The sequence below is a fragment of the Streptomyces sp. NPDC033178 genome, assembly GCF_055577685.1.
Window position 1 is genome coordinate 24,102 of sequence record NZ_JBVIPT010000030.1, and the last position, 24,027, is coordinate 48,128.

Below are 24,027 nucleotides of genomic sequence, written 5' to 3' on the forward strand. Positions count from 1 at the left end.
TCGGTTTCGCTGTCAGGTGACGGCGCTGTGACCTGTTGTCCTTCTCCTTGTCTCAGGCCGTGTCGCTGGACGGCCGTCTCAGGAATGTGTCATTTCCTCATGCCGGGGTTCGAGGAACAGGCGCGAGGATTCCCGGAAGTGGGTTACGAGCGGGTTGTGGTCGCCTGCGCGGCTGGCGACGACCACCTGACAGGGTTCGATGTCGTCGACGGTGATGGCGGCGAGGTCGTCCCGGAGTGTGTAGCGCCGGTCATACGCAGGCACGATGGCGACCGCGCGCCCGTCCGCGACGACTTCGAGCTTGTCCTCGAAAGTGTCCACGAGCAGCGGACCGAGTGGTGCCGGGTTGCCGTCTGACCGGGGTTCGAGCCGCCAGAACCCGCTCCAGCCCGCAGCCATGCCGGCACAGGCCGGCAGGGGTTCGTCGGCGAAGTCGTCCTGCCTGACCGACTCCTTGTCGGCGAGGCGGTGGGATGCGGGCACGAGGAGTACCCGGGGCTCGTCGTAGAGGACGGTCACACTCAGGTCATTGTCCGGGATGGGAAGCGGCGTGCGGGCGACGAGCACGTCGACCCGGCCGTCGGGAAGGGCGCGGGTTTCGTCCCAGTGCAGATGCCGGGTGCGGACGTGGGCGTCGGGATGACGGCGGCGCAGGTCCCGCACCGCGGGAGTGATGACGAGGTCCTCGACGTACCCGATGGTGATCGTGCGCGGTGGCGCCGCGGCGCGTGCGGCCCGCACCGCCTGCTGGGCGGAGTGCAGGAGTGCCTGTGCCTGGGGATCGAAGGCCGCACCTGCCGCGGTGAGAGCGCTGCCCTGGGGGGGTGCGCTCCAGCAGACGCACGCCGAGGGCGTCCTCCAGCCGCTTGATCTGACGGCTCAGGGAGGGCTGGGCCACGTGCAGCACGGCCGCCGCCCGGGCGAAGTACAGATGCTCCGCGACGACCGTGAAGTACCGCACCAGCCTCAAGTCGAGGTCGAGGCCCGGATCGAGTGCCGGAGCGGGCAAAACTTCATCGGACATGCAGACACCCTACGCGTGATGCCGATCCTGCATGACGGGGTGCGAAACAGGTCTTGGACGCCTTACCGCAGGCGGCTGTTGACTCGTTGCTGTCCCCCCCCCCCGTGGCCGCCCCGGAGGGACATGATCCGCAGGCTGATTCCTGAAACAGAGGAGGTCCACCATGGGCAAGTACGAGGGCAAGAACGTCGTGATCACAGGAGGCAGCAGCGGGTTGGGCCTGGCCACCGCCCGGCTCCTCGTGGGCGAAGGGGCACGGGTGCTCATCACCGGGCGTAGTCAGGCTTCGCTGGATGCCGCCCGCGACCAGCTCGGCGACAGCGCGAGCGCGGTACGCAGCGACGCGTCGTCGTTGGCCGACATCGACGCGCTGGCCGACCGCGTGAAAGCCGAGTTCGGCACGGTCGATGCCCTGTTCGCCAACGCGGGTGTCAACGGATTCGCACCGTTCGAGGCGACGAGCGAGGAGCTCTTCGACGAGTTGCTGACGATCAACGCCAAGGGCCCGTATTTCACGGTGCAGAAACTCGTCCCGCTGCTGGCCGAGGGCAGTGGCGTGGTGCTCACCACCTCGGTCGTGAATGTGCTGGGCCTTCCCGCGCTCAGCGCATACGCGGCGAGCAAGGCGGCGCTGCGCTCGATGACCCGCAGCATGGCCCGCTAGCTGCTGCCGCGGAAGATCCGCGTCAACGCGGTCAGCCCCGGCCCGATCGACTCCGGGATCCTGGAGAAGTCGATGCCCCTGGAAGCGGCGGAACAGACGAAGGCACAAATGGCCACGGACATCCCCATGCTGCGTGTGGGCACCCCCGACGAGATCGCCAAGGCAGTCGCCTTCCTCGCCTTCGACGCCACCTTCACCACCGGCGCCGAACTCGCCGTGGACGGCGGCGGTTCCCAACTCTGACAGGCGTCTCCGTCATGGCCGGGAGCGGCCCCACGCTGCCCTCCCGCCCGCGTCGTCCCTCCCGGACGAGCGAAGATCACGCCTGCCAGTCGCAAGTCCGTGTCGCATCCGCCCCCGGGCGCGACCTTTGCCAAGGGGCTGGCAGTTGAAGGCGAGAGAGTCGGCAAAGCCGACGGTGACATAGTTGCCTGGCTGCAGCGTGTCGGCTTCGCCGTCTCTTGAACCCGGGCCGAGCACGCGATGTCGGGGGCGGCTCAACGCCTCCTCGGACGCCCTGGGTAGGACCCGGAGGGGCGCAGCGGGACGTCGTTCTTGAGCAGAGCCAGACGGACCGCGACGGCCTGGAACTGGCCCAGGTATGGGACGACCTGCGCTGCAGCGTCGACGACATCCCCACCCCGGTGTCCGTAACCGTCAGCGTCCGCCGCGACATCCTCGACCGATTCCTGCGTGTCCACCAGTCCGACCTGGCCGAGCCAACATCCGCCGACCCGTCCACCACCACGGCCGCAGGGCCGGAGCGGGTCCAGGTCGACATGCGCTTCCGGTCCCTGGGCGCCGCCGAAGCCCTCCTCGTGTTCGGCTCCGATGCCGAAGTCCTTGCCCCGCCGAACTCCGCAAAGCCCTGGCGCGCAAAGCCGCCGAGACCGCCACCCTCTATGCCCCGGCCAAGACGGCTGACGCCATCGTCCAGGTCCGGGTGTGTGAATTTATCGGACCTGCCGAGCATGACAGGGCCGCCGAGGAGTCAGAGTCATGACGTCCACGGCGCGCAGCGTCGGACGTTGTGCGCGAGGGCTTCGAGTACCTCGGAGCGGGTCACCTGAGTGGGGAGCATCCGGGTCAGGTGGGAAGGCATGTCCGGCTGGCCGGGTGGCAGGAAGCCGATTTGGGCTACGCGGGCCATGCCGCGTGCGCGAGGTTGCGGGCTGGAGGGATCGGCCAGCAGGGGTCCGTTGGCCGGGCGGCCCGCCTCGTTGAGGAAGTCGATGCATGCTTGTTCCAGGTCGGCTGCGGTCAGGCGGGCGGGGCCGGCGGTGACCCAGTGGAGGCCGGGACCCGTTGCGCTGCCGCAGATCTGGGCTTCGGCCAGTGCGGTGACGTAGTCGACGAGGGTCTCCATCGGGAGGATGTCGGTCCAGTGGTCGGGGTGGACGGGCAGCGAACCGGGTCGCGCTTGCAGCATGGCGGTGAACAGGGCGTGCGGGAACTGGTGTCGCGGGGCGGCGAGCGCGTTTCGAGCGGCGAACAGGAGCGCGGTGCGCACGATCGCGACAGGCTGGCTGCACTGGGCGGCCAGTTCCTCGCCTCGACGCTTGGACTGGCCGTACGCGCGCATGGAGCGGGCGGCGAGGTCGTCCCCAGGGACGTCGAAGGCGGCTGAGGCGGAGGAGAGCAGGACCACGGGCACGCGGGCATCCTCAGCGAGCTCCAGGATTCTGCGGGTGCCCTCGGCATTGACGTTGTCGAAGGCGGTGCGGTCGCGGGGGGCGAAGTCGGTGAGACCGCCGCAGTGCACGATGACGTCGATGCCGGCGGCCAGTTCGCGGCGCCGGCTGCTGCTCAGGCCCAGGCCGTCGGCGGTCAGGTCGGCCTGCACGCACATGGTGGCACCTTCGGGCAGGCGGCGGTGGACGAACGCGGTGACGTCGTGGCGGACGGCGAGTGCCGGGAGAAGGTTCGCCCCGATCACGCCGGTCGAACCGGTGAGGAGGACGGTGGGACGGGCTGCGGTCATGGTGGCCTCGGAACTGGAGGAACGGGCACGGGGCAGCCCTCTGTACGGGATGCCCCGCAACTGGGATATCGGGGGCCGTGGCGCTGACCACGGTCAGTTCACACGCCGTCGGCGGGAAGGATCCCGTACGGACCGGCGCTCGGTGCGGATCGGTGGGAGAGCCGGAGGAGGTGGGCGCCGGCTTACCTGGGGCAGGAACGGATTTCGGTGAATCGGGTCATCGCCGGCCGTCCGCCGCGCACATCGCGGCACTGAGCAATGGCGCGGTCGAATATTCCACCGTGTGGCAGTAGGCGAGGCCATCGAGGGACTGCCCGGTCGCGAAGCGCGTCAGCAGGTCGCCGGCCAGGTCCGGGAGCTCCAGATGCATCGCGTGGTCGGCACCGTGCACCAGCACGACGCGGGCGTCGAGGCAAGCCGAAGCAACTTCGCGGCACAGGCCGGGCGGAGTAAAGAGGTCGTGCTCGCCGGTGGCCACCATGACGGGCACGGTGATCGGCGGCTGCGGCGACGGCGCCTGTTCCAGCAACCTCAGAGTGTTGTTCCGGTACTTGTCCCGGTCCGCCTCACCGATGTCACGGAACATGGAACGCAGGATGCGGCGCACCGCCGACTGGCGGGTCACTCGCCCGCCCGGCGTGGAGCGCAGGATGACGTCGGCGCTCAATTCGGCGAACGCCTCCATTCGCTCGCCTGCCAACAGATCCACGGTGCGCCGCAGTTCCTCCCGGACCGCGTCGGGGACCCACAGGAGTGGTCCCGCCAGCACCAGGCTGCGTACCGCCTGGGGACAGGTCTGGGCATAGCGGTGGGCGATGCCCGAACCGTACGAAGCGCCGAGCACATGCACCTGCCGGTGCCCGGCCGCCTCCAGCAGGTCATGCAGGGCGCCTGCGAGGAAGTCCAGCCCATAGGAGGCGGGCAGCGTGTCCGCGTCACCCCACCCGGGCAGATCCACCGTGAACATGTGAAACGTCTGGGCCAGAGCCGCCTCGAAACGGCCCCACGCCGTCTTGCGCTGGAGGGCCCCGCCGATCAACACGACCGTTTCCGCCGCAGGGTCGCCGTGCCACAGCGTGCGACCCTCGGACTTGTATCCGCCATAGCTGGACACCACGAACTCTTCGAAGGCCAAGACGCTCTCCTGTTCTTGTGACCCTTGAGGGCCCCGGCCCCGCGCCGCCCGTGACAGCCACGGCGGCATACGCGCCATCAGGTGCAACGATCTTGGCCACGTGGCGTCACGCGGATGGCGTAGAGCAGCGCCCGGCCTGAACGTGGGTTCGAGTCGAGTGCGTTCGTCGGTTCGAACCCCTTCGCCGCAGACGGGTCGCAGCGGGGTCGTCAGGTTCTGTATTGCGCCTGTGGAGCACTCAGCTGCCGCTCGTCTGCCTTGATCCGGGCGGGTGCCGGTGCGGTGTCAGCCGGGATGTGGAGGGCGAACAAGCGGCTCTTGAGGCGATCGCTGAGCCAAAGAGGCGCCGCACATTGCAGGGCAGTGCCCAGATGCGCGTCGACGCCGACGCTGTACCTGCGACGCGGCCGCTGGACACGGAGAGCCCTGGCGATGGTGCGGGCCACCGACTGCGGTCCGCCGGCCGACCGCTGGATGCGAGAGAAGAGGCTCGCGGCCCGGTCATGGACGCCGGCGTCGGCGTCGGCGTGGCCAGTAGTCAGGGCAGACAAGTCCTCCTGGGCCCGGTCCCAGAACGGGGTCGCTACCGTGCCGGGCTCGACGAGGACCACCCGCACGCCGTAGCGGCGGACCTCCATGCGCAAGCTGTGCGTCGCCGCGCTGAGCGCGTGCTTGCTCGCGGAGTACCAGCCGTTCACCGGTGTCGGAATCCGAGCGGCGGCGGAGGAAACGGTCACGATCCGCCCCCTGCCCCGCTCACGCATCGCAGGCAACACCAGGCTGCACATACGCAGGGTGCCTACAACGTTGACCTCCATCACCTCACGGATCCGGTCCTCCGACACATCAGTGATCGCACCCGTCAGCGGGATCCCGGCGTTGGCCACCAACGCATCGGGGCCACCATCGGTAAGCTCGGCCACTCTCCCGGCAGCCTCCCGGCAGGACACCGGGTCAATGAGGTCCATGACCACCGCGTCCAACACCAGCCCCTGATCGCGGGCTGTGCGGACCAGCGCGTCGGCCTTGTCCTGCGAGCGGGCAGTCCCGATCACCCGCCGGCCCTGACGGGCAAGGAGCAGAGCAGTCGCCAGCCCGATCCCACTGGTCGCACCCGTCACCAACACGCTGGCCGGCCAACCGACACTGCTCGTCTGCTCATTCACGTGTCGCTCCATAGGTATGCCAGTAGACGTCCCGCCGCGAGCCAGCCCCGGCAGTTCTGGCCCCGGCCGAGATGTGCCCTTCGCGACAACGACCTCACACCCGCTCAGGGCACGCACCGTCTGCGCAGGACCGCTCAACGGGCTCCGACGTCTTCAGGCGCCCCACGACCAACCCCGGCACAGACCAGCCCAATGAACCAGTCGACGCACCGGTTCGTGCGCATTCGAGTCCGCGAACCCGCGCGTTTCCGTCTTCGACGTCCTGCGCCTGGCAGGCACCACCACTCTGGCGTGGACGTACCAGCGGCGCCGCGCCACGCTCGAGGAACTGTGCAGCGAGCATCAGCTGACGGCGCCGTGGGCACTGTGCCCGCCGACCACCAACCCGGACACCGTGCGCGAGTGGCTGACGTCCTGGACTCCGGCCAGCCTAGAAGGCTTGGCGGCGAATTCCCTGTTGAATCTGCGCGTTGAAGCAGGTCAGCAGAGAGGTTCATGGTGTCAGGGGGCGTGTCAACTGGGTGCCGGCGAGGCGGGTCGTCGAGGCGACGCGGGTCTCGGCGCTGGGCTGCTGGGAGGACTTGGAGGAGTGCGAGACACGTGCGGGAATCCGGCCGGGGACGCCGATTCTGTTGTCGCCCAACTGCCACGGATGTGTACCGACCGTCATCGTCGATAGCGTGGCTGGCATGGCTATCGCTCGCTTGCCCCTCATCGTCATCGACTGTCCGGATCCTGGCGCACTAGCGAGGTTCTACGGCGCAATGTTGGATTGGAAGATTGACGTCTCCGCTGACCGGGCTGCGGTTTGTGCTGGCGACGGCCGGTGCCTCTCCTTTCATAGGGTGGCTGATTACACCCCGCCGGAGTGGCCCACTCAGGACCGGCCTCAGCAGATGCACCTCGATGTGATCGTTGACGACCTTGATGCCGCCGAGGTGGCAGTAATCGATCTTGGTGCGACCAAGCATCAGGAGCAGCCCGGTACGTCCTACCGAGTCTTCCTGGACCCGGCGGGCCACCCTTTCTGCCTTTGTCTGAACTGAGGGAGCTCTCTGATGCGTGACCTTGCATTCTTGCGTAGCTGTTAAGGCGGGAGCCGCGGCCCCGGCCTCCGGTCGGCTCCGCTTCAACACGCTGAAGTTGACAGGGAACTTCAAGAGGCTCGACAGCCCCTACCGGCCCGCGGTCAGAACCCATCTTCAAACCGGTGAGAGGCCTGACCGAGATACGGGTCAAAGGGGCAACGGCATGGATAGCTGCCGTGGGGACGAGATTCGTGACGGTTCTTGTGAGCCCTCATCGTATTTCAGGGGGATATCCGCGCTGTTCTGCCAGCGGCAGAACAGCGGCCGGACCGGGCTCGACGATCACTACAGTCCAGTCTCATGACGACGATTACGACGCGTACGGTCGAGTACCCGGCCGACGGTCTGACGATGATCGGGCACCTCGCGCTCCCGGCCGGTGTCGACCGCCGGCCCGCAGTGCTGCTCGGACCAGAGGGCACGGGGCTCAGCGACGTCGAGCGCCGCCGGGCCGATGCTCTCGCCGAGCTGGGATACATAGCGCTGGCCTTCGACCTCCACGGCGGGCGCTATTTGAGCGACCCCGCGGAGATGCTGGCCCGTTGCATGCCACTGCTCTCTGATCCCGACCGGATGCGGAGTATCGGCCATGCAGCGCTCGACGTGCTGCACACCGAGCCCCGGACTGACCCCGACCGGATCGCCACCGTCGGCTACGGCACCGGGGGCGCCGTCGGGCTGGAACTCGGGCGCGGCGGCGTCAAACTGCGCGCAATCGGGACAGTCAACGCACTGACCACGGGCCGACCGGGCGAGGCAGCGCGCATTCGCTGCCCGGTGTGGGCCGGGGTCGGGTCGGAAGACCCGATCATGCCGCCCGCGCAACGAAACGCGTTTACCGCTGAGATGCAGGCCGCGGGCGTCGACTGGCGCCTCGCGGTCTACGGCGGAGCCTTGCACGCCTTCCACCACCCGCCGGTCGACCACCCCGTGGTCCCCGGCGTCGGCTACCACCCACAGCACGCACAGCGAGCCTGGCGCGACATCGTCGACCTGCTCACCGAGTGCCTGCCTGTGATGGAGAACTTGGGGACATGACCCAGGCACACATGTTGGTGCCAGGCCTCGTCGGCGTCGCGCACTGCACAGCAGACCCACATTCGGGCAGTTGTGCGATCGCGGAGACGTATTCACAACTGCCGCAGCAAATAACGGATTTACTGCGACGGAGCCCTGGCCGTGATCGTCGCGACCTGCGGCGGACCGTTCCGGCTTCCAGGGCGAGCTGTACGCATTTACTGCGGCGTCACTCTGCTGACCGCGCGTAAAGCCGCATCAAGATCTACTCATTGCCCCCTTGACGCGTATCTCGGCTGAACCCCGTAGACACCGATGTCGAGACCGCCGTTGGCGAAGGTGACTGCGGCGACCTCCAACGAGCTGGGGCCGCCCTCCTTAGCCTCTTCCTCGTCCGCGTCTTCACCGTCACGGTCGTTCTTCCACGCTTTCTACGCCGCCTTGAGACCTAGATGATCGATTCCAAGGGGTGCCTGCGGAGGGTGTGGGGGTGGGCGTTCAGGCGTCGGGGTCGACTTCGGGATGCGTGAACCACACGGGCTTGCCCAGCGACCGGGCGTAGGCGATTTCGGCTCGGGTGCTGTCTCCGATGTAGTCGCCGACTACGAGCACCTCATCAGCGAGCCGGATCTTCGCTCGGTGCAGATCGTCGAGTCGAACCTTCAGCGCCTCGGCCTCGACAGGATCGGACCAAAGTTCGTGCGGCGACTTCATGTCGCAACCCGGCTTGACGACAATCTTTCCGGCTTTGGTCTCCCGCAGATCGGCCTCGGTCATCTCTGTCATGAAACGAGTGGAGCCGCAGATCACGACGATACGCGGGAGGCTCAGCTGCTTCTTCGCGTCGGCGAGTTTCTCCTCGGGGGTGAGCGGTTGCGGGTATGACACTGGTTCCTCCTGGTGGGGTGGTCCAAGGGGTCCCTGCGGAGACGAGAATGAGGGTGTCCAAGATCGTCTTACGGCGAAGAACGTGGACACCCTCGCCATGATGCGGACCGCCCGGCGACAGTACCCGGCGCACGGCCCCGCAGTGCCACCCGGGCCACGGCAGCCTCGTCAACGAGATGGCCGCCCTACAGCCCCTTCAGGCGACAGCACCACACCTGCCGCAGTGGCTAGACTCCCAATCAATGGCGCTGAGCTGCACCAACGTGAACCAGTCGCTAACGCCACCGCCCAGAACCCCAGAGAACGCGCAGCTGCCGGACGCGACGGCACTGGACGGCGTTATGTGACCTGTGGGGGTGTCTCAGTCCCAGGGTGTCTCAGCAGCGCAGCTCCCATGGACGAGACGCGACTGGCGTCGCGACCACGTGCCGCAGCGGCCGCTCAGAGGTGGTCGTCCAGGAACTTCCGCACCTCGGCGATGGTCATAGGCCCCGTGCCGTGCGCCACCGCCTCTCCCTCCTTGAGCAGGACGTAGGACGGGGCTCCAGTGATCCCGTATCGCTCGGTTGCGGCCGGACAGCGCGTGATGTCGGTGCGGACGGCCGTCAGGCGGCCCGTGTAGTCGTCGGCGATGCCGCCCACGACGAGGTCCATCACCCGGCAGGGCTCGACCGCCTTGGGCCATGTCCCGGTGAAGTATGCGAGGACCGGAACTCCGCTCATCCCGACGATGAAATTGAACTCCGCGTCCTCACGGGGTCGGTGAACCCGCTTCGCCATGGAAACTCCTGACCTCACGTTCCGTCATTCCATCCCCATCATCCCTCCCTCGCGCGGTGCGCCAGGCCGGCTCGGTCGGTCGTCCGGCTGACCTGTCGGAAGGGAGGCACGGGGCCGTCGCAGAACCACGGTGGTCCCCGGCGCGAGCGGCCCGGCCCCCCGCCCCTGGTGACCCGGCCCGGCCGCCCCGCCGGTCACCCAGCTGCAGCCCGCCGCGCGCCCGTGGGTCAGCTCGTGCCAGGACAGCGCCCTCCACGACGACATGAAAGCCGTTTTCAGGGCATAGCTGCCCAGATCACCGACCAGATGCTCGATGAGCGCGTCGACGAGCGGACCGGTACGCATCGTCCACCGGATCCAGTCGAGCCGAATCCGCCACCGCGCTCCTCAGAGACAGCGCCCCCGACGGGCTTCACGAGGCCCTGTCCGGTCTTCACGCCAACCCTCCGGTCTCAGCCGGCTCATACCGCTCTTCGACGGGCCGCATGAGTCAACTGATGGCACCGAGAACGAGGCACGATTCCTGGACCGCTCGCGGACGCGGTCGTGGACGGTCGACGTACGCGTCAGTCGACGTACGCGTCAGCCGTCCCGAAGACCGACCGCCAGCGTCAGTTCAAGGACCCGGTGCGGCGATGCGAGATCCGGAAACAGCTCCCGCAGCTGCGACATCCGGTACCGGACGGTCTGGGGGTGGACGAACAACGCCGCCGCCACCTCCTCCCGTCTGCCCTGGTGCAGCAGCCACGCCCGCAACGTCTCCTCCAGCCGCCGTGCGGTCGCGTCAGGCAAGGCCTGCAACGGTGCGAGGGCCCGGGCACGCAGGTCTGCGAACGCGTCCACGTCGGCGCTCAGCACCAGCTCGGGCAGGTGGTCCTCGGTGTCGCGGATGTCGGAGGAGAGGGAGCGGGCGCGTACGGCTCGTGCGTACGAGGCGGACGCACGAGCCCATGGCCGGGCCGGGCCGACCACGGCGGTGCGGTCGGTCAGCTGCCGCAGGAGATGGGATCGGTCGGCGTCGGGGACGAGCAGCACACCGGTGGCGTCCGGCAGATCGTCCAGGACGAGGGTGCTCGGGTCGAGCGCGCGGTAGGCGGGCCGGGCCTGGGCGGCGGGCAGCAGGACCGCGGTCAGTGAAACCGGAGGCTGCCACCTGGCCCGTTGAGCAGAGGCCAGCAGCACGTCCGGGCTCGCGGCGGCGAGGAGGTCGCGGGCCAGGTGTTCCAGGTGGCGCTCGCGGTCCCTGCCCCGGGCGGCCAGTTCGTCGGCGTGGCCCGCGGCGCTCGCGGCGGAGAGCTCGTCGATGTAGGCGAAGGTCAGCTCGGCGAACTTGGCGACCTCGGCGGCGGGCAGACCTGCGGGTACGGCACCCGCCGCCAGGCATCGCCAGGCCACGCGGGCGCCGACGCGGTAGGCGCTGAGCAGGGCGTCCATCGAACGGCCGTCGCGCACCTCGCCGCGGCCCAGCTCGTAGGCCGCGTCACCGGCGTCGCCGCCGGTGGCGTTCCCGCTGGCGAGGTCCAGGTAGTGCCCCAGGGCGGTACGGACCGCTCGGCGGATGGTGGCGCCCATGCGGCCCGAAAGGGCGTTGGCGTAGGGAGGGACCTCCTCGATGATCGCCTGGACGACCTCGTCGGCGGTGCTCTTCAACGCGGCCCGAAGTGCGGTGACCGTCGTCTCATCCAGGGCCAGTTCGCCGGCCCTCCGGATTGCATGGCTCATGTTTTTGTTCCCTGCGAACAATTCAGCCGACCAGATTTACGTCCTGCGGTCAGGACTTTACCCCTTGAGGCGCAGCAAGCTGGAGTCATGACGAGTACAGCCCTCCGCAGCAGGGCGAGGAAACTGCTGGAGATGGTCACGACGCCGCTGCTGCCGTCGGACTACCTCGACCTGGTCAGCCCGCTGCGTGCGGGCGCTGACCTGCGTGGGCGCATCGAGGCCGTGCACGCCGAGACGGGGGACGCCGCGACCATCGTGATCAGGCCGGGACGGGGCTGGCGCGGCCACACAGCCGGTCAGTACATGCGGATCGGGGTCGACGTCGACGGGGTGCGCCTGTGGCGTGCCTACTCCCTCACCTCGCCGACAAACCGCCAGGACGGCCGCGTCACGATCACCGTGAAGGCGATCCCGGACGGCAAGGTCAGCAACCACCTGGTCCGCAGGGCCAAACCGGGCACGCTGATCCAGCTCGACCAGGCGACCGGTGACTTCGTGCTGCCGCAGGCCAAGCCCGCCAAGGTGCTCTACCTGACGGCCGGCAGCGGCATCACGCCCGTGATGGGCATGCTGCGCAACACCGAGTTCGACGACGTCGTCATGGTCCACTGCGCGCCACAGCCGCAAGACGTGATCTTCCGCAACGAACTGCACGACCTGGTCGCGGACAAGAAGCTGCGGCTCACCGAGGTGCACACCGACACGGACGGCATGCTCGACATCGCCCGTCTCGACGAACTCGTGCCCGACTGGGCCGAGCGCGAGACCTGGGCCTGCGGGCCCGCGGGCCTGCTCGACGCCGCCGAAGAGCACTGGACCGAGCACGGCGTACCAGAGCGCCTGCACACCGAACGCTTCCGCCCCAGCATCGTCGTCGCCGGCGACGGCGGCGAGGTCACGTTCAGCGCCACCGGCAGGACCGTCGACGCGGACGGCGCCACGCCGTTGCTGGACGTCGGCGAGGAGGCCGGTGTGCTCATGCCCTCGGGGTGCCGCATGGGCATCTGCTTCGGCTGCGTCACGCCGCTCAAGGCGGGCGCCGTCCGCGACCTGCGCACCGGCGAGATCACCGAGGCCGAGCCGGGCGTCCTCATCCAGACCTGCGTGTCCGCCGCGGCGGGCCCCTGCGACATCGAACGGTAGGAGCACCTTGACCGCCATCGACCCCACCGCCCACCTGACCTCGGAGCAGATCGAGGAGCTCGGCCGCGAGCTGGACGCGATCCGCGACGAGGTGATCGCCGGCCGCGGCGAGAAGGACGCCGCCTACATCCGCAAGGTCATCTCGGCGCAGCGCAAGCTCGAGCTGGTCAGCCGGGGCGTACTGCTGTTCTCGATCTTCCCGCCCGCGTGGCTGATCGGCACCGCCGGCCTGTCCGTGGCGAAGATCATGGACAACATGGAGATCGGCCACAACATCCTGCACGGCCAGTGGGACTGGATGCGGGACCCGAAGATCCACTCCACCACCTGGGAGTGGGATCACGTCTCACCGTCCGAGCAGTGGAAGCACTCGCACAACGAGCTGCACCACACCTACACCAACGTGATCGGCAAGGACAACGACCTCGGCTACGGCATCATGCGCGTCGACGAGGACCAGAAGTGGCACCCGTTCCACCTCGGCCAGCCGCTGTGGAACTTCCTCAACGCCTGCTTCTTCGAGTACGGCATCGCAGCGTACGACCTGGAACTCGGCAAGAACCTGCACAAGCGCCGCCGCAACAACCCGGAGTTCCGCGCTCGGGCCAAGGCCGTGGGCCGCAAGATCCGCAAGCAGGTCCTCAAGGACTACGTGATCCACCCACTGCTGTCGGGCCCGTCGTTCCTCCCCACGCTCGCCGCCACATTCACCGCGAACCTGGTCCGCAACCTCTGGACCCACTCCGTGATCATGTGCGGGCACTTCCCCGAAGGCGTCCAGGTCTTCGAGCGCCACTCGATCAAGGGTGAAACCCGCGGCCAGTGGTACCTGCGCCAGATGATGGGCTCGGCGAACATCAGCGGCAGCAAGGCCATGCACTTCATGACCGGCAACCTCTCCCACCAGATCGAGCACCACCTGTTCCCGGACCTGCCGAGCAACCGGTACGCCGACGTCGCGGTGAAGGTACGCGCGCTGTTCGAAAAGTACGAGCTGGAGTACGTCACCGGGCCACTGCCCAAGCAGGTTCTCTCCGCATGGCACAAGGTCTTCCGGCTCTCACTGCCGAACAAGAAGCCCAAGGCCAACACGCCGGACCGCGAGCAGGAACTCGTCGCGGCCTGATACCCGGTACTGGTTCAGATCCTTCGGCCATACCGACCGTACCGGCAACACCGCCGGGAACGGTGAGACCCGCTGCGGACGGTCGGCGGCCGCGGCATCAGACCGTACGACACGGGATCCGGGCAACCCGATGCCCAGTTGCGCTCCCTGGACGTGCGCCAAAACCCAGCACACAGCCCCCGGCGAGGTGCTGCAGTGCGCTGACCTGCCGCGGTCGGGCCGGTAGTCGGGTGCGTACGCGCACTCGGATTGCCGACGGGCGGGCTGGATGGAAGACATGGGCTGTGACGCGGACACTGCCGCAACCGAAGCTCGCCGCCCCTGCGTCCGACCCGAAGCTGCTGACGGGGTGAGCGGGTGAGCCGAAGTTATGGAGTGTTTCTCGTTGTCCGTAGTCCGTAGTTGACCAGATACTCGGGTTCGGCGACGGCGTTGAACAGCAGGTTCGTCGGGGTGACCGCCGGGTTGGATACGCCGAAGACGCTCAGCTGGACGGGAAGGAGGAACACCGCACGGACACGCCGACTGGTGCGGTCACGGTCGCGATCAGCAGCCCGGCGACCAGGCCTCCGGACACCGTCCAGTCCACCGTCGCCCCCTGCCCGTTGTTCGCCCGGCCAGTATCTACGCCTCGAAGGACAGTGCGGCGACCTGCAACGAGGTGTTCACGATCGGCCCGGCGGGCTGCGGTGCCCTCGCCCGGTCGGCACGGTCACCTCTAGGGCTGCTCCGGTGGTCGGCCGGCCCGAGGGGGTTTGCTGATGACGCGGTACATGCCGATCGAGTCGTGGGTGGCGGTGTCGGCGAAGCCGAACTTCTCGTAGAGGAAGCGGGCCGGGCCGTCTGCGATCAGTGAGACGTAAGCGGTGGCGGGCGCCCGGCGTTCCAGTTCCTCGGTGAGCGCGGCCATGATGCGCCTGCCGAGGCCACGACCCTGGTGGACGGGGTCAACGCACATGTCGACGATCTGGAAGGCGGTGCCGCCGTCCCCGATGATGCGCCCCATTCCGATGGGCTCCCCCTCGTGGTGGAGGACCACCCCGTGCCACGTGTTCGGCAAGGCGAGCGCCACCGCCTCGGGGTCCTTGTCCGAGAGGCCGGCGTCGGTGCGCAAGCGGCGGAAGACCTCAACGGAGGGCACCCCGACGCTCAACTCGTACGGGTCGTTCACGCAGTCCACTTCCGATCGTGCGTCGTGTGCGGTGAAGGCGCGGCCGTGGTGCTCGGCTGGTGGGTCAGTGGCCGGTTTCGGCGTGGTCGCCGTGGTCGCTGAGCTGGGCTTCGAACCAGTCGTGCAGAGCGTCGGCCAAGGCGGACTCGTCGGTGGCGTACGTCAGGGTGGCTCCGTCGGGCCGCTCCTTGTAGCGGACTTCGATGCGCTCGTAGCCCTCCTCCAGTGCGGCCAGCCCCGGCATGCTGTCGCCGTGGATCTGGGCGGGGTCGCCGAAGTCTCCCTGGGCGAACGCCTTGGCCTCCTGTTTCAGATGGGTGCGGATGAGAGCGATCTGCTTCTCGTCGTCGGGCTGGTCGGCGACGACGTCCTGGACGCCGCCCGTGTCGGTCGGGATGAAGTGGTGGGTGGTCTCTTCTAGGTCGAAGGGCATCACGGACCGCCCGCGTTCGGCGACCGCTTCCTGCCGGTCGGTCCGCACCTCACCGCCGTCCTGGTGGGAGCCGCCGATCCACAAGGCTGCGCCCAGGGCCGCGCCGATGCAGGCCGTGGTGATACCGGCCGTCAGCAGCCGGCGTTCTCCGATGTCCATCGTGTGCCTTCCGTGAGCATGTCGAGGGCGGGTGGCAGACCCGCTTCGTTGCGGTTCGGATCCGGCGTGTGGCCTGGGCTTACTGCTGCTTGGCGGGGATCAGCCACCAGACGATGACGGCGGAGACCGCGGCCAGGCCGGTGGCGACAAGGAACGCGTCGTCGAAGCCGGAGGCGCTCTGGGCACCGGTGCGGGCGGCGATGCTCGTAGCGGCGGCGCTGGAGACAGCCGCCGCGCCGGCCGAGGCGCCGAACTCGTGGAAGGTGCTCACGATCCCCGACGCGACCCCGGCCTCGTGGGGCGCGACGCTGGCCAGCGCGGTGGCGGAGGCGACCACGAACAGGCCGCCCAGCCCCGCCGCGGCCACGCTCACGCCGGCGACCATCGCAGCCGTTCCCGACCACAGCACCGGCACGAGGAACCCAGCGGCCGCCACAGCCAGAGAGAGCGCAGCCAGCAGCCGGGCTCCCAGACGGCCGATCACACGGCCCGCGGCGGCAGCGGCAACCATGGTCAGCAGCGCCACCGGCAGGAACAACACACCGGTCATCAGCGCCCCGTGGCCCTGCAGGTTCTGCAGGTAGAAGGAGCCGAGGAAGAAGGCCCCCACCATCAGCGCCGTCGTGACGGCGATGACGAAGGTGCCCGCCACCACCGGCCGCCGGGTAAGCAGCCGCATGTCCATCAGCGGCGCCGCCGCCCGGCGCTGCCAGAGGGCGAAGGCCGTGTAGCCGGCTGCCGCGGCGAAGGCCAGGGCCACGGTGACGAGGTCGAGCCAGCCGTGGTCGCCGGCACGGATCAGGGCGTAGATGAGGGCGGCGGTGGCGGCGGCGACGAGGGCGGCGCCTGGTACGTCGAGGGAGCCGGTGGCCGCGCGGGGCAGGCGGGGCAGGATCCGGGCGAGTGCGACGAGGACGGCCAGGCCGACGGGGACGTTGACGAAGAATACCCAGGCCCAGCCGGGACCTGCCGTGATCAGCCCGCCCAGCAGCACCCCGAGGGCGGCGCCCCCGCCGCCGAGTGCCGACCAGATACCCAGCGCCCGGTTGCGCTCGTCGCCGTCGAACAGCCGCACCACCACCGACAGCGCGGCAGGCGAGAGCAGCGCGGCGCCCGCGCCCTGGGCGATGCGTGCGGCGAGCAGCAGCGGGGCGCCGGTGGCGAGCCCGGCGGCCAGCGACGCGGCGGTGAACACGGCGAGCCCGGCCAGGACAACCCTCTTGGGCCCGAACAGGTCCGCAGCCCGGCCGCCCAGCAGCATCAGGCTCCCGAACGTAAGGGCGTAGCCGCTGACCACCCAGGTCAAGGCCGCGCGGCCCAGGTCAAGGCCGGCACCCATGTCCGGCAGGGCGATCGCGACGACCGTGATGTCGAGGATCAGCATCAGCTGGGCCAGCCCCAGCAGTCCCAGAGCTGTCCAGCGCAGCGGATGCGGTTCATCCGGCGCCCGGGTCGTGGTGGATTCCGTGTCGCTCATGACGCGCACCTCTCATCAGTAAGTCGTACAGTGCTGTTCACGTTATACGGCCCGGAGTTATAAGCCAAACAGTGCTGTACGACTTAGTGAGGTAGAGTTGGCGCATGGCGAGCAAGAACTCCACGGCCACCAAGCGCGCCGACGCGCTGCGCAGCATCGAGGCGATCGTGCAGGCCGCCGCCGAATGCCTCGGGCGCAACCCGGAAGCGAGCCTGAGCGAGATCGCGCGGGCCGCGGGCGTGGGCCGGGTGACGCTGTATGGCCATTTCGCTTCCCGGGCGGAGGTCGTCGACGCAGCGATGAGCCGCGCCCTCGACCGGGGCAACGAGGTCCTGGACGCGGTCGACATGACCGGCGACCCGAGGCTCGCACTGGCCCGGTACATCGAGGCCGGCTGGCACCTGGTGGACCAGGCGCGGGCGCTGCTCGCCGCCGCGCAACGGGAGCTGTCCGCCGGGCGCATCCTCGAACTGCACGCCGGTCCCGCCGCCCGGGTCGAGGCGCTGGTCGCCCGCGGCCGCGCCGAGGAGGTCTTCCGTACGGACCTGCCGGTCGCCTGGATGGTCAACGTGCTGCACGCAGTCATGCACAGCGCGGCAGAGGAGATCCGCGCCGGCCGCCTGCCCTCCGAGCGGGCCGCCGGCCACATCACGGCCACGGTGCTCGCCGCCTTCACACCGCCGGGCACACCGGTGCCCGAGACCGGCGGCGGGGCCCACCGTAACCCACACCGAAGACCCCCGTGATCTCCGAGGAGTTCTCGGTCTGTCCGCCCGTACGGTGACCTCTCTCGCGAGGGCGGTCAGGTGGTGAAGGACGCTGTCTCGTGCGGGGCGAGGTCGTCACGCAGCCGTGCGAAACGGACGGGGTGGCGGTGGCGGCGGACGTCGACGGCGGTGTCGGCGACGAACTCGGCCACCAGGTCCGGCTTCACGATGAGGAACTCCAGTTCCCCGGCAGCTCCCCGGCCGGCGCTGAAGTGCCGTCCGTGCCAGGGGTGTTCGGATCCTCCGGGAGTCAGCCGTCGGCCCACATCGCGCCGGACCCCGGTCGCCAACGGAGTGGTACGAGCGACCATCCGCAAGTCGCCGGCTTCGCCGAAGCGGCTCAGCAGGAGGGTGAGCGACTCCTTACGAGTTGGTGCGTGATAGCGGATGAGGCGTCGTGCCTGGCTGGTGACATGATCCGGTCGTGGCGATCATGGTCAATAGGGCGGTGCTGGCGCATCGGCTGTTCACGGGGATCTCGCAGCATCATCTCGCGCGTCTGGTCGAGGAGTTGGCGGTGCCGTGGCAGGCCCGACTCGAGGGCCGCCGTCATGCTGCACGGGATGGGGCCAGGAAACAGGCTGCGGGTGCCGGCGCCCGTCACCATTTGGTATTCGTCGACCGGCTGGTGGCCACGCTGATCCATCTGCGGCACGATCTGCCGCATTCGGTGCTGGGACTGCTGTTCGGCGTCGACCGCTCCACCATCACCCGCGCGATCACAGAAGTACGCACTCTCCTGGCCGAGCGGGGGTGCGCGGTCCCCGACCGTCCCGGCCTGCGGCTGCGGACGCTGAGGGATGTGTTCACTTACGCCCAGGCCGAAGGCATCGAGCTTCGCCTGGACGCAACCGAGATCCAGGTCCGCCGTCCGCCGGCTGGACGTGGTGACCGGCGCGCGTTTGTCTCGGGCAAGAAGAAACAGAACACGATGAAGGCCACCGTCATCGCCGACTGGCGGGGCGGCACCTTATGGACCGACGCCCTGCGACCTGGTCGTATGCACGACGCCACGGCCGCCCGCAACGAAGGCATCGCGATGCGCTTCCAGCACTTCCCCGACGTCGAGGTCCTCCTGGACGACGGCTATCTCGATCTGAGCCGCGACCACCGTGGGCAAGCGATCACACCGCCCAGAAAACCACGGCCCGGAGCACTGCCCGGCAGAGTCGAACAGTGGGAACGCGACCGCCACTCCTCCGACCGCATCACCGTCGAACACGCCCTCGCCGACCACAAACGCTGGAAACAACTGACGCGCTGGACCCATCGCCGCGACCGCCTGCCCGACACCTACCACGCCATCGCCAGCCTCGTATCCGACCGCACCATCACCACCTGAAAACAGGCGACGATCACGCCAAACACGCCCACCCGCTATCACGCACCAACTCGTAAGGACTCGGGAGTGTCTACCTGCCCCGTCCGGGCTGGACTCTGTGCTTCGTCTACTACCGGCACGCACTCTGCCGGTCGATCGGCACCCGGTGGCGGCATCCGAGTGCGGGCCAACAGGACCTGCTTACCCTCTCCCACCTGTGCAACGGACACCCCTGGTCCAGCAGTTCGCCCGCGTCGTGCAGGTCCTGGAGCTGGAGAACGAGCAGTTGCGCCAGTTCAGCACGCACCCGGTGATCCGGCCCTGCCTGGACGCTGACCGGCGTCCACTCGCCGGGCGTGTCCGTTTTCGGCACCGGACACAGTGATGGCCGCCGGTGGCGAGCTGACGCCTCCCAAGCAGCCATCACAGCGGTGGGGTCAGTGACTGGTGAGTTCGCCGGTGAGCTTGCCGTGGAGGTCGGCGCTGGGGTCGTTGAGGCCGATGATCTCGACGGTTTTGCCGCGCTGGGCGTACTTGGTCTCAATCGCGTCCAGGGCGGCGACGGAGGAGGCGTCCCAGATGTGCGCCGCACTCAGGTCGATGACGACAGCGTCGGGGTCGGTGGCGTAGTTGAACTGGCCGACGAGGTCGTTGGAGGAGGCGAAGAACAGTTCCCCGGTCACCGAGTACACCACCGTGGCGTGGTCGGGGTCGGTGACGGAGGTGACGTTGGCGAGGTGGGCGACGCGCTTGGCGAAGATGACCATCGCGGTGATGGAGCCAACGACGACGCCGATGGCGAGGTTGTCGGTGGCGACCACGCAGATCACCGTGATGACCATGACGGCGATCTCGCCCGTCGGCATGCGCTTGAGGGTCTTGGGGGCGATGGAGTGCCAGTCGAACGTTGCGAACGACACCATCACCATCACCGCGACCAGGGCGGCCATCGGCATGTCGGAGACGACCGGGCCGAAGACGATGCACAGCACCATCAGGAACGAGCCCGCCAGGAAGGTGGACATGCGGGTTCGGGCGCCGGACACCTTCACGTTGATCATCGTCTGGCCGATCATGGCGCAGCCGCCCATTCCGCCGAAAAAGCCGGTGACGATGTTGGCGATGCCCTGGCCGATCGACTCACGCGTCTTGGAGGAGTGGGTGTCGGTGATGTCGTCGACCAGCTTGGCTGTCATCAGCGACTCCATCAGGCCGACCAGCGCCATCGCGAACGCGTAGGGGGCGATGGTGGTCAGGGTGTCCATGGTGAACGGCACGTCGGGCAGGCCGGGCACCGGCAGGGAGGACGGCAGGGCACCCTTGTCACCCACGGTCGGCACGGCGATCCCGGCGGCGACGGTGATGACGGTGAGGATGACGATGGCGACGAGCGGCGCCGGGATCACCCTGGTGATCTTCGGGAAGAACACCATCAGCGCCAGACCACCGATGATCAGCGGGTAGACGGCCCACGGAACGTCGTGCATCTCCGGCACCTGCGCCATGAAGATCAGGATGGCGAGGGAGTTGACGAAGCCGACCATCACGCTGCGGGGCACGAACCGCATCAGCTTGGCCACCCCGAGCGCGCCGAGGGCGACCTGGATGACGCCGGCGAGGATGACGGCGGCGATCAGGTAGCCCAGGCCGTGCTCGCGGTTGAGCGGGGCGATGACCAGCGCGATGGCACCGGTGGCGGCGGAGATCATCGCGCGGCGTCCGCCGACGATGGAGATGGTCACGGCCATGGTGAACGAGGCGAACAGGCCGATCGCCGGGTCTACCCCGGCGATGATGGAGAAGGAGATCGCCTCAGGGATCAGGGCCAGGGCGACGACCAGGCCGGCCAGCACCTCGGTACGCCAGACCTTCGGATTGTTCAGCCAGTCGGGACGCAGGCGGCGCAGGCGCGCGGCCGGGGACAGTGCGGAAGTAGACAAGGAAGCGGGTACCTGTCGTGCTCGGGCACACCCCACCGACGGGCAGGGGCGTGCGGGAGGGCGCGGAAGGCCGGGCCGGCATCCCGCGGACGGCCCGCTCGGCGGGCCGAAAGTCTGCGACGGAGCAGCCGGCACGACCGCGATGCGGCCGGGGCTCTCGTCAGGGGCGAAGCATCACGGGGCAGGCGGTGGCGCGGGGCACCAGGAACACGCGCACGCACTTCTCCCGCAAAGCTCGAAGATCTTCGCCGGGGGCGCCGTCGGCCCCGGCACGGCAGCGGGCCGGACTCGAAGCCCGCGCCGCACAGCTGAAGGCGGCCGTCCCTCAGCATCAGCAACTCTACCCTAACGTTAGAGTAGAGGTTGGCGGGGTCGGCGGGACGCGGCGGCACCAGGGACGACAAGGGTGAGGACCACGGGCGTGGACGACAAGCACATGCAGATCGGCGAGGTCGCCGCACGGACCGAACTGTCACTGCGCACCATCCGCCACTACGAGGAGACCGGCCTGGTCATCCCCTCCGCCCGCTCCCAGGGCGGTTTCCGCCTCTACACCGAGGCCGACATCGCCCGCCTCATGGTCATCCGCCGCATGAAACCGCTCGGCTTCACCCTGGACGAGATGCGCGACCTCCTGGACGCCACCGGCCGCCTCGACTCCGACGAGCCGGCCGACATCGACGAGCGGGAAGCGCTCCTGGAACGGATAGGGGTCTACGAGCAGGCCGCCGCCCAGAAGATCAAGGACCTGCGCGTCCAACTGGCCCGCGCCGAAGACTTCGCCGCCACCCTCCGCGTCCGGCTCGGGGCCGCCCGCCATCAGCAGGACGCCCCGGCCTGAATCACCGGCCGACGGCTGGCACCGCGCGTCGCACGCCGGCTCCCAGGAGGCCGCCGGCACCGGCGGCTTCACGAGGTGTCAGCCCGGACGCGGAATGTCAGCCCCTCCGGGGTGCTCAGACGCTGGTCGTCCAGACCTGCGTGACCGGGCCCGCACGACACCTCCTGCCCCAGGCCGCGTATGCGGGCGGCAACCGCGTCGGGGTCTTCGACGCCGACGGCGAGCTCCCATCGGGGTGCGCAGCCCTCGGGGCCGTGCGCCAGGACGAAGTCCGCGCAGCTGGGAGCTGTACCGAGCATGTCCCGGTAGAAGCGGCGGGCCTGCTCGGGGTGGGGGCAGGCCAGGATCATGCGCTGCGGTGCGCTCGCCGATGGGAGCCATCGGTTGGAGGGGTGTGTCTGCCACAGGGAGAAGACCGCGCCGACGGGATCGATCAAGGTCGCGATGCGGCCCTGGTCCCCAGCGTCGAATGGGGCGAGCACGAGTTGGGCGCCTGCTGCCCTGGCGGCCTCGGTGCGGGCCTCGATGTCATCGACGGCGAGGTAGTAGGCGATGTGCGCGGGAGTGCCCGGCGGGTAGAGCGGACCGCTGAGGTCGCTCACGCCGCCGATCTGATAACCGTCGGCGAAGATCTTCGTCGCGCGGCGCCAGTCGTCTTCGTCCACGGCGAACCGCCAGCCCAGCACAGCGGAGAAAAAGTCTGCGGTGCCCGGCACGTCGTGCGTCTTGAGGTCCATCCAGCAGAACTCATTCAGCGCACCGAGGTGAGGTGTCGTCAACTGCCTTCTCCTTGCCGCGTCGGCCAGCTGCCGTAGTAGCTGACCTGCTGCTCCCTCAGCAACCTTTTTTCTGCGCGGACGCCCTGGTCACGCCCACAGCGCCTCGGCGAAGGCGACCCCAACGAACACCGCGCCCAGCCCCGCCACCACGCTCGCGATCACGTTGGCCGCAGCGAAGAACCGCGCCCCGTCCTCGGCCAGCCGCAGCGTCTCGTACGAGAACGTCGAATACGTCGTCAACGCCCCGCACAGCCCCGTCCCGAGCAGCAACTGCACCTGCGAGGAGGCAGCCCCGGCCACCACCGCGCCGCTCAGCAGACCGAGCACGAAGCAGCCCACGACGTTCACGGTGAAAGTGCCCCAGGGGAAAACGGTGTCGTGCCGCTTCTGCACGGCACGGTCCGTCAAGTAGCGCAGAGGCGCGCCTATCGCACCGCCGACGATCACCAGCAGCCAGTTCACGCGTCGCTCCCCCTGCCCACGTACCGGATGACCTCGCAGTCGTCGAGGATCACCAGGCCCTCGGAGACGAGTCCGTCGAGCTGCGGCAGAAAAGCGCGCACCAGCTCCTCGGTGTCGACGATCACGATCGCCACCGGCAGGTCCTCGCTCAGCGACAGCAGACGCGAGGTGTGGATCAGCGAGGACGCGCCGAAGCCCTCGATGCCCCGGAACACCGACGCACCCGCCAGCCCCGCCTTGTGCGCGCGGTGCACGATCTCCGTGTACAGCGGCTTGTGGTGCCAGGTGTCGTTCTCCCCGATGAAGACCGTCACCCGCAGGGCCCTGCCCGTCAGCCTCGTCATCGCTTCCTCCATGCCAGAACGCGGCGCGTCGCCGTCACCGCGAGCCACACCGCCGCGAGCGCCGCCAGCAGCGTCGCGGCCAGATACGCCAGTGCGCTCCGCGCCTCACCAGCGTTCACCAGCCCCTCAATGTCGACGGCGTAGGTCGAGAAGGTCGTGAAGCCGCCGAGCACACCGGTGCCGAAGAACGGTCGTACGAGACGGTGCGCCGCCCACACATCGCTGATGATCACCATGAACACACCGATGACCGCGCAGCCGACCGTGTTGACGCTGAGCGTGGTCCACGGGAAACCGCCGGACGCGACCGGCCAGAGCAGTGAGGCGCCGTAGCGGGCAGCGGCTCCGATGCCGCCGCCGAGCGCCACCACCGTCACGGTCGGTCCCTGTACCCGCCAGGACTGCTGCCGCTGGGCGGGCACGCGCAGATCGACGTCGGGGTCCGTGGGTTCGTCCACCGCCTGGGACTTCGGGGCTGTCATGAACGTACGTCTCCTACTCGCCGGGGCCCGCACGCACGCGGGCACACACCATCGCAAGTAGGGACTGTTGGCGGCTCCAATGCCGCGGTTCGGGTACGGCGAGCCCCACCGCCGCGC

Annotated in this window: 25 protein-coding genes and 3 pseudogenes; 9 read left to right on the forward strand and 19 right to left on the reverse strand. The window is 68.8% G+C overall.

Annotated elements, in window-relative coordinates; translation table 11 throughout:
• Positions 1–78: 78 nt before the first annotated feature.
• A pseudogene (locus ACZ5VQ_RS45560) lies at positions 79–1,024 on the reverse strand (LysR family transcriptional regulator).
• 163 nt (positions 1,025–1,187) lie between these two features.
• On the opposite strand from ACZ5VQ_RS45560, the pseudogene ACZ5VQ_RS45565 reads away from it, so the two are divergent.
• Positions 1,188–1,931 (forward strand): annotated as a pseudogene (locus ACZ5VQ_RS45565) (SDR family oxidoreductase).
• A gap of 254 nt (positions 1,932–2,185) precedes the next feature.
• Here the strand turns inward: ACZ5VQ_RS45565 and ACZ5VQ_RS45570 are convergent.
• The 5 genes from ACZ5VQ_RS45570 to ACZ5VQ_RS45590 form a co-directional block, all read right to left on the reverse strand.
• Positions 2,186–2,389, reverse strand: a complete 204-nt coding sequence (locus tag ACZ5VQ_RS45570; protein ID WP_469110138.1) for a hypothetical protein — start codon at positions 2,387–2,389, stop codon at positions 2,186–2,188.
• A 296-nt stretch (positions 2,390–2,685) separates the two neighbouring features.
• On the reverse strand, positions 2,686–3,669 hold the full coding sequence (locus ACZ5VQ_RS45575) for an SDR family oxidoreductase (protein WP_469110139.1): 984 nt from the start codon (positions 3,667–3,669) through the stop codon (positions 2,686–2,688).
• Positions 3,670–3,886: 217 nt separating this feature from the next.
• Positions 3,887–4,804 carry an alpha/beta fold hydrolase gene (locus tag ACZ5VQ_RS45580; RefSeq protein ID WP_469110140.1) on the reverse strand — a complete coding sequence of 306 codons (918 nt, stop codon included), beginning with the start codon at positions 4,802–4,804 and terminating at the stop codon, positions 3,887–3,889.
• 209 nt (positions 4,805–5,013) lie between these two features.
• On the reverse strand, positions 5,014–5,970 hold the full coding sequence (locus ACZ5VQ_RS45585) for an SDR family oxidoreductase (RefSeq protein WP_469110141.1): 957 nt from the start codon (positions 5,968–5,970) through the stop codon (positions 5,014–5,016).
• Positions 5,971–6,463: 493 nt separating this feature from the next.
• Entirely contained in the window at positions 6,464–6,640 is a 177-nt protein-coding gene (locus ACZ5VQ_RS45590; protein WP_469110142.1) for a hypothetical protein, read from the reverse strand.
• A 19-nt stretch (positions 6,641–6,659) separates the two neighbouring features.
• Between ACZ5VQ_RS45590 and ACZ5VQ_RS45595 the strand changes: the two genes are divergently transcribed.
• A complete protein-coding gene (locus ACZ5VQ_RS45595) occupies positions 6,660–7,016 on the forward strand; it encodes a VOC family protein (protein WP_469110143.1) in 357 nt (118 codons plus the stop codon).
• 342 nt (positions 7,017–7,358) lie between these two features.
• On the forward strand, positions 7,359–8,096 hold the full coding sequence (locus ACZ5VQ_RS45600) for a dienelactone hydrolase family protein (RefSeq protein WP_469110144.1): 738 nt from the start codon (positions 7,359–7,361) through the stop codon (positions 8,094–8,096).
• Positions 8,097–8,573: 477 nt separating this feature from the next.
• Here ACZ5VQ_RS45600 and ACZ5VQ_RS45605 read toward each other — a convergent pair whose 3' ends face one another.
• From ACZ5VQ_RS45605 to ACZ5VQ_RS45615, 3 genes are all read right to left on the reverse strand, one after another.
• A complete protein-coding gene (locus tag ACZ5VQ_RS45605) occupies positions 8,574–8,963 on the reverse strand; it encodes a hypothetical protein (RefSeq protein ID WP_469110145.1) in 390 nt (129 codons plus the stop codon).
• A gap of 441 nt (positions 8,964–9,404) precedes the next feature.
• Positions 9,405–9,743, reverse strand: a complete 339-nt coding sequence (locus ACZ5VQ_RS45610) for a thioredoxin family protein (protein WP_469110146.1) — start codon at positions 9,741–9,743, stop codon at positions 9,405–9,407.
• Between the two features lie 582 nt (positions 9,744–10,325).
• The gene (locus tag ACZ5VQ_RS45615) at positions 10,326–11,465 is read right to left on the reverse strand and encodes a PucR-like N-terminal domain-containing protein (RefSeq protein WP_469110147.1); all 1,140 of its coding nucleotides are present in this window, start codon (positions 11,463–11,465) and stop codon (positions 10,326–10,328) included.
• A gap of 87 nt (positions 11,466–11,552) precedes the next feature.
• On the opposite strand from ACZ5VQ_RS45615, the gene ACZ5VQ_RS45620 reads away from it, so the two are divergent.
• Together ACZ5VQ_RS45620 and ACZ5VQ_RS45625 are read left to right on the forward strand one after the other, a co-directional pair.
• Positions 11,553–12,608 (forward strand): ferredoxin reductase, encoded by a 1,056-nt coding sequence (locus tag ACZ5VQ_RS45620; protein WP_469110148.1) that lies wholly within the window; start codon positions 11,553–11,555, stop codon positions 12,606–12,608.
• A gap of 7 nt (positions 12,609–12,615) precedes the next feature.
• A complete protein-coding gene (locus ACZ5VQ_RS45625) occupies positions 12,616–13,734 on the forward strand; it encodes a fatty acid desaturase family protein (RefSeq protein WP_469110149.1) in 1,119 nt (372 codons plus the stop codon).
• A 398-nt stretch (positions 13,735–14,132) separates the two neighbouring features.
• Here ACZ5VQ_RS45625 and ACZ5VQ_RS45630 read toward each other — a convergent pair.
• The 4 genes and pseudogenes from ACZ5VQ_RS45630 to ACZ5VQ_RS45645 all read right to left on the reverse strand — a co-directional run.
• Positions 14,133–14,323 (reverse strand): annotated as a pseudogene (locus ACZ5VQ_RS45630) (sulfite exporter TauE/SafE family protein); the annotation flags it as partial.
• 129 nt (positions 14,324–14,452) lie between these two features.
• Complete coding sequence (locus ACZ5VQ_RS45635) at positions 14,453–14,914, reverse strand: GNAT family N-acetyltransferase (protein ID WP_469110150.1); 462 nt, start codon at positions 14,912–14,914, stop codon at positions 14,453–14,455.
• Between the two features lie 55 nt (positions 14,915–14,969).
• Positions 14,970–15,497 (reverse strand): aspartate carbamoyltransferase, encoded by a 528-nt coding sequence (locus tag ACZ5VQ_RS45640; protein WP_469110151.1) that lies wholly within the window; start codon positions 15,495–15,497, stop codon positions 14,970–14,972.
• Between the two features lie 79 nt (positions 15,498–15,576).
• Positions 15,577–16,974: an MFS transporter gene (locus ACZ5VQ_RS45645; RefSeq protein ID WP_469110152.1), complete on the reverse strand. Its 1,398-nt coding sequence runs from the start codon at positions 16,972–16,974 to the stop codon at positions 15,577–15,579.
• Positions 16,975–17,078: 104 nt separating this feature from the next.
• On the opposite strand from ACZ5VQ_RS45645, the gene ACZ5VQ_RS45650 reads away from it, so the two are divergent.
• Positions 17,079–17,720 (forward strand): TetR/AcrR family transcriptional regulator, encoded by a 642-nt coding sequence (locus tag ACZ5VQ_RS45650; protein WP_469110153.1) that lies wholly within the window; start codon positions 17,079–17,081, stop codon positions 17,718–17,720.
• Between the two features lie 56 nt (positions 17,721–17,776).
• On the opposite strand, the gene ACZ5VQ_RS45655 is transcribed toward ACZ5VQ_RS45650, so the two are convergent.
• Positions 17,777–18,052: a hypothetical protein gene (locus ACZ5VQ_RS45655; RefSeq protein WP_469110154.1), complete on the reverse strand. Its 276-nt coding sequence runs from the start codon at positions 18,050–18,052 to the stop codon at positions 17,777–17,779.
• Positions 18,053–18,174: 122 nt separating this feature from the next.
• Between ACZ5VQ_RS45655 and ACZ5VQ_RS45660 the strand changes: the two genes are divergently transcribed.
• Positions 18,175–19,083 (forward strand): transposase, encoded by a 909-nt coding sequence (locus ACZ5VQ_RS45660; protein WP_469110216.1) that lies wholly within the window; start codon positions 18,175–18,177, stop codon positions 19,081–19,083.
• A 196-nt stretch (positions 19,084–19,279) separates the two neighbouring features.
• On the forward strand, positions 19,280–19,447 hold the full coding sequence (locus ACZ5VQ_RS45665) for a hypothetical protein (protein WP_469110155.1): 168 nt from the start codon (positions 19,280–19,282) through the stop codon (positions 19,445–19,447).
• 52 nt (positions 19,448–19,499) lie between these two features.
• Here the strand turns inward: ACZ5VQ_RS45665 and ACZ5VQ_RS45670 are convergent, their stop codons facing one another.
• Positions 19,500–21,002, reverse strand: coding sequence for a SulP family inorganic anion transporter (locus tag ACZ5VQ_RS45670; protein ID WP_469110156.1), 1,503 nt, complete (start codon positions 21,000–21,002; stop codon positions 19,500–19,502).
• 421 nt (positions 21,003–21,423) lie between these two features.
• Between ACZ5VQ_RS45670 and ACZ5VQ_RS45675 the strand changes: the two genes are divergently transcribed.
• Entirely contained in the window at positions 21,424–21,843 is a 420-nt protein-coding gene (locus ACZ5VQ_RS45675) for a MerR family transcriptional regulator (RefSeq protein ID WP_469110157.1), read from the forward strand.
• A 68-nt stretch (positions 21,844–21,911) separates the two neighbouring features.
• On the opposite strand, the gene ACZ5VQ_RS45680 is transcribed toward ACZ5VQ_RS45675, so the two are convergent.
• From ACZ5VQ_RS45680 to crcB (ACZ5VQ_RS45695), 4 genes are all read right to left on the reverse strand, one after another.
• Positions 21,912–22,622 (reverse strand): VOC family protein, encoded by a 711-nt coding sequence (locus ACZ5VQ_RS45680; RefSeq protein WP_469110158.1) that lies wholly within the window; start codon positions 22,620–22,622, stop codon positions 21,912–21,914.
• Positions 22,623–22,709: 87 nt separating this feature from the next.
• Positions 22,710–23,084: a fluoride efflux transporter CrcB gene (gene crcB, locus ACZ5VQ_RS45685; RefSeq protein ID WP_469110159.1), complete on the reverse strand. Its 375-nt coding sequence runs from the start codon at positions 23,082–23,084 to the stop codon at positions 22,710–22,712.
• Positions 23,081–23,428, reverse strand: a complete 348-nt coding sequence (locus tag ACZ5VQ_RS45690) for a DUF190 domain-containing protein (protein ID WP_388370073.1) — start codon at positions 23,426–23,428, stop codon at positions 23,081–23,083. The genes crcB (ACZ5VQ_RS45685) and ACZ5VQ_RS45690 overlap by 4 nt, the downstream gene beginning before the upstream one ends.
• Positions 23,425–23,910 (reverse strand): fluoride efflux transporter CrcB, encoded by a 486-nt coding sequence (gene crcB, locus ACZ5VQ_RS45695; RefSeq protein WP_469110160.1) that lies wholly within the window; start codon positions 23,908–23,910, stop codon positions 23,425–23,427. Before crcB (ACZ5VQ_RS45695) ends, ACZ5VQ_RS45690 begins: the two co-directional genes overlap by 4 nt.
• Positions 23,911–24,027 lie beyond the last annotated feature (117 nt).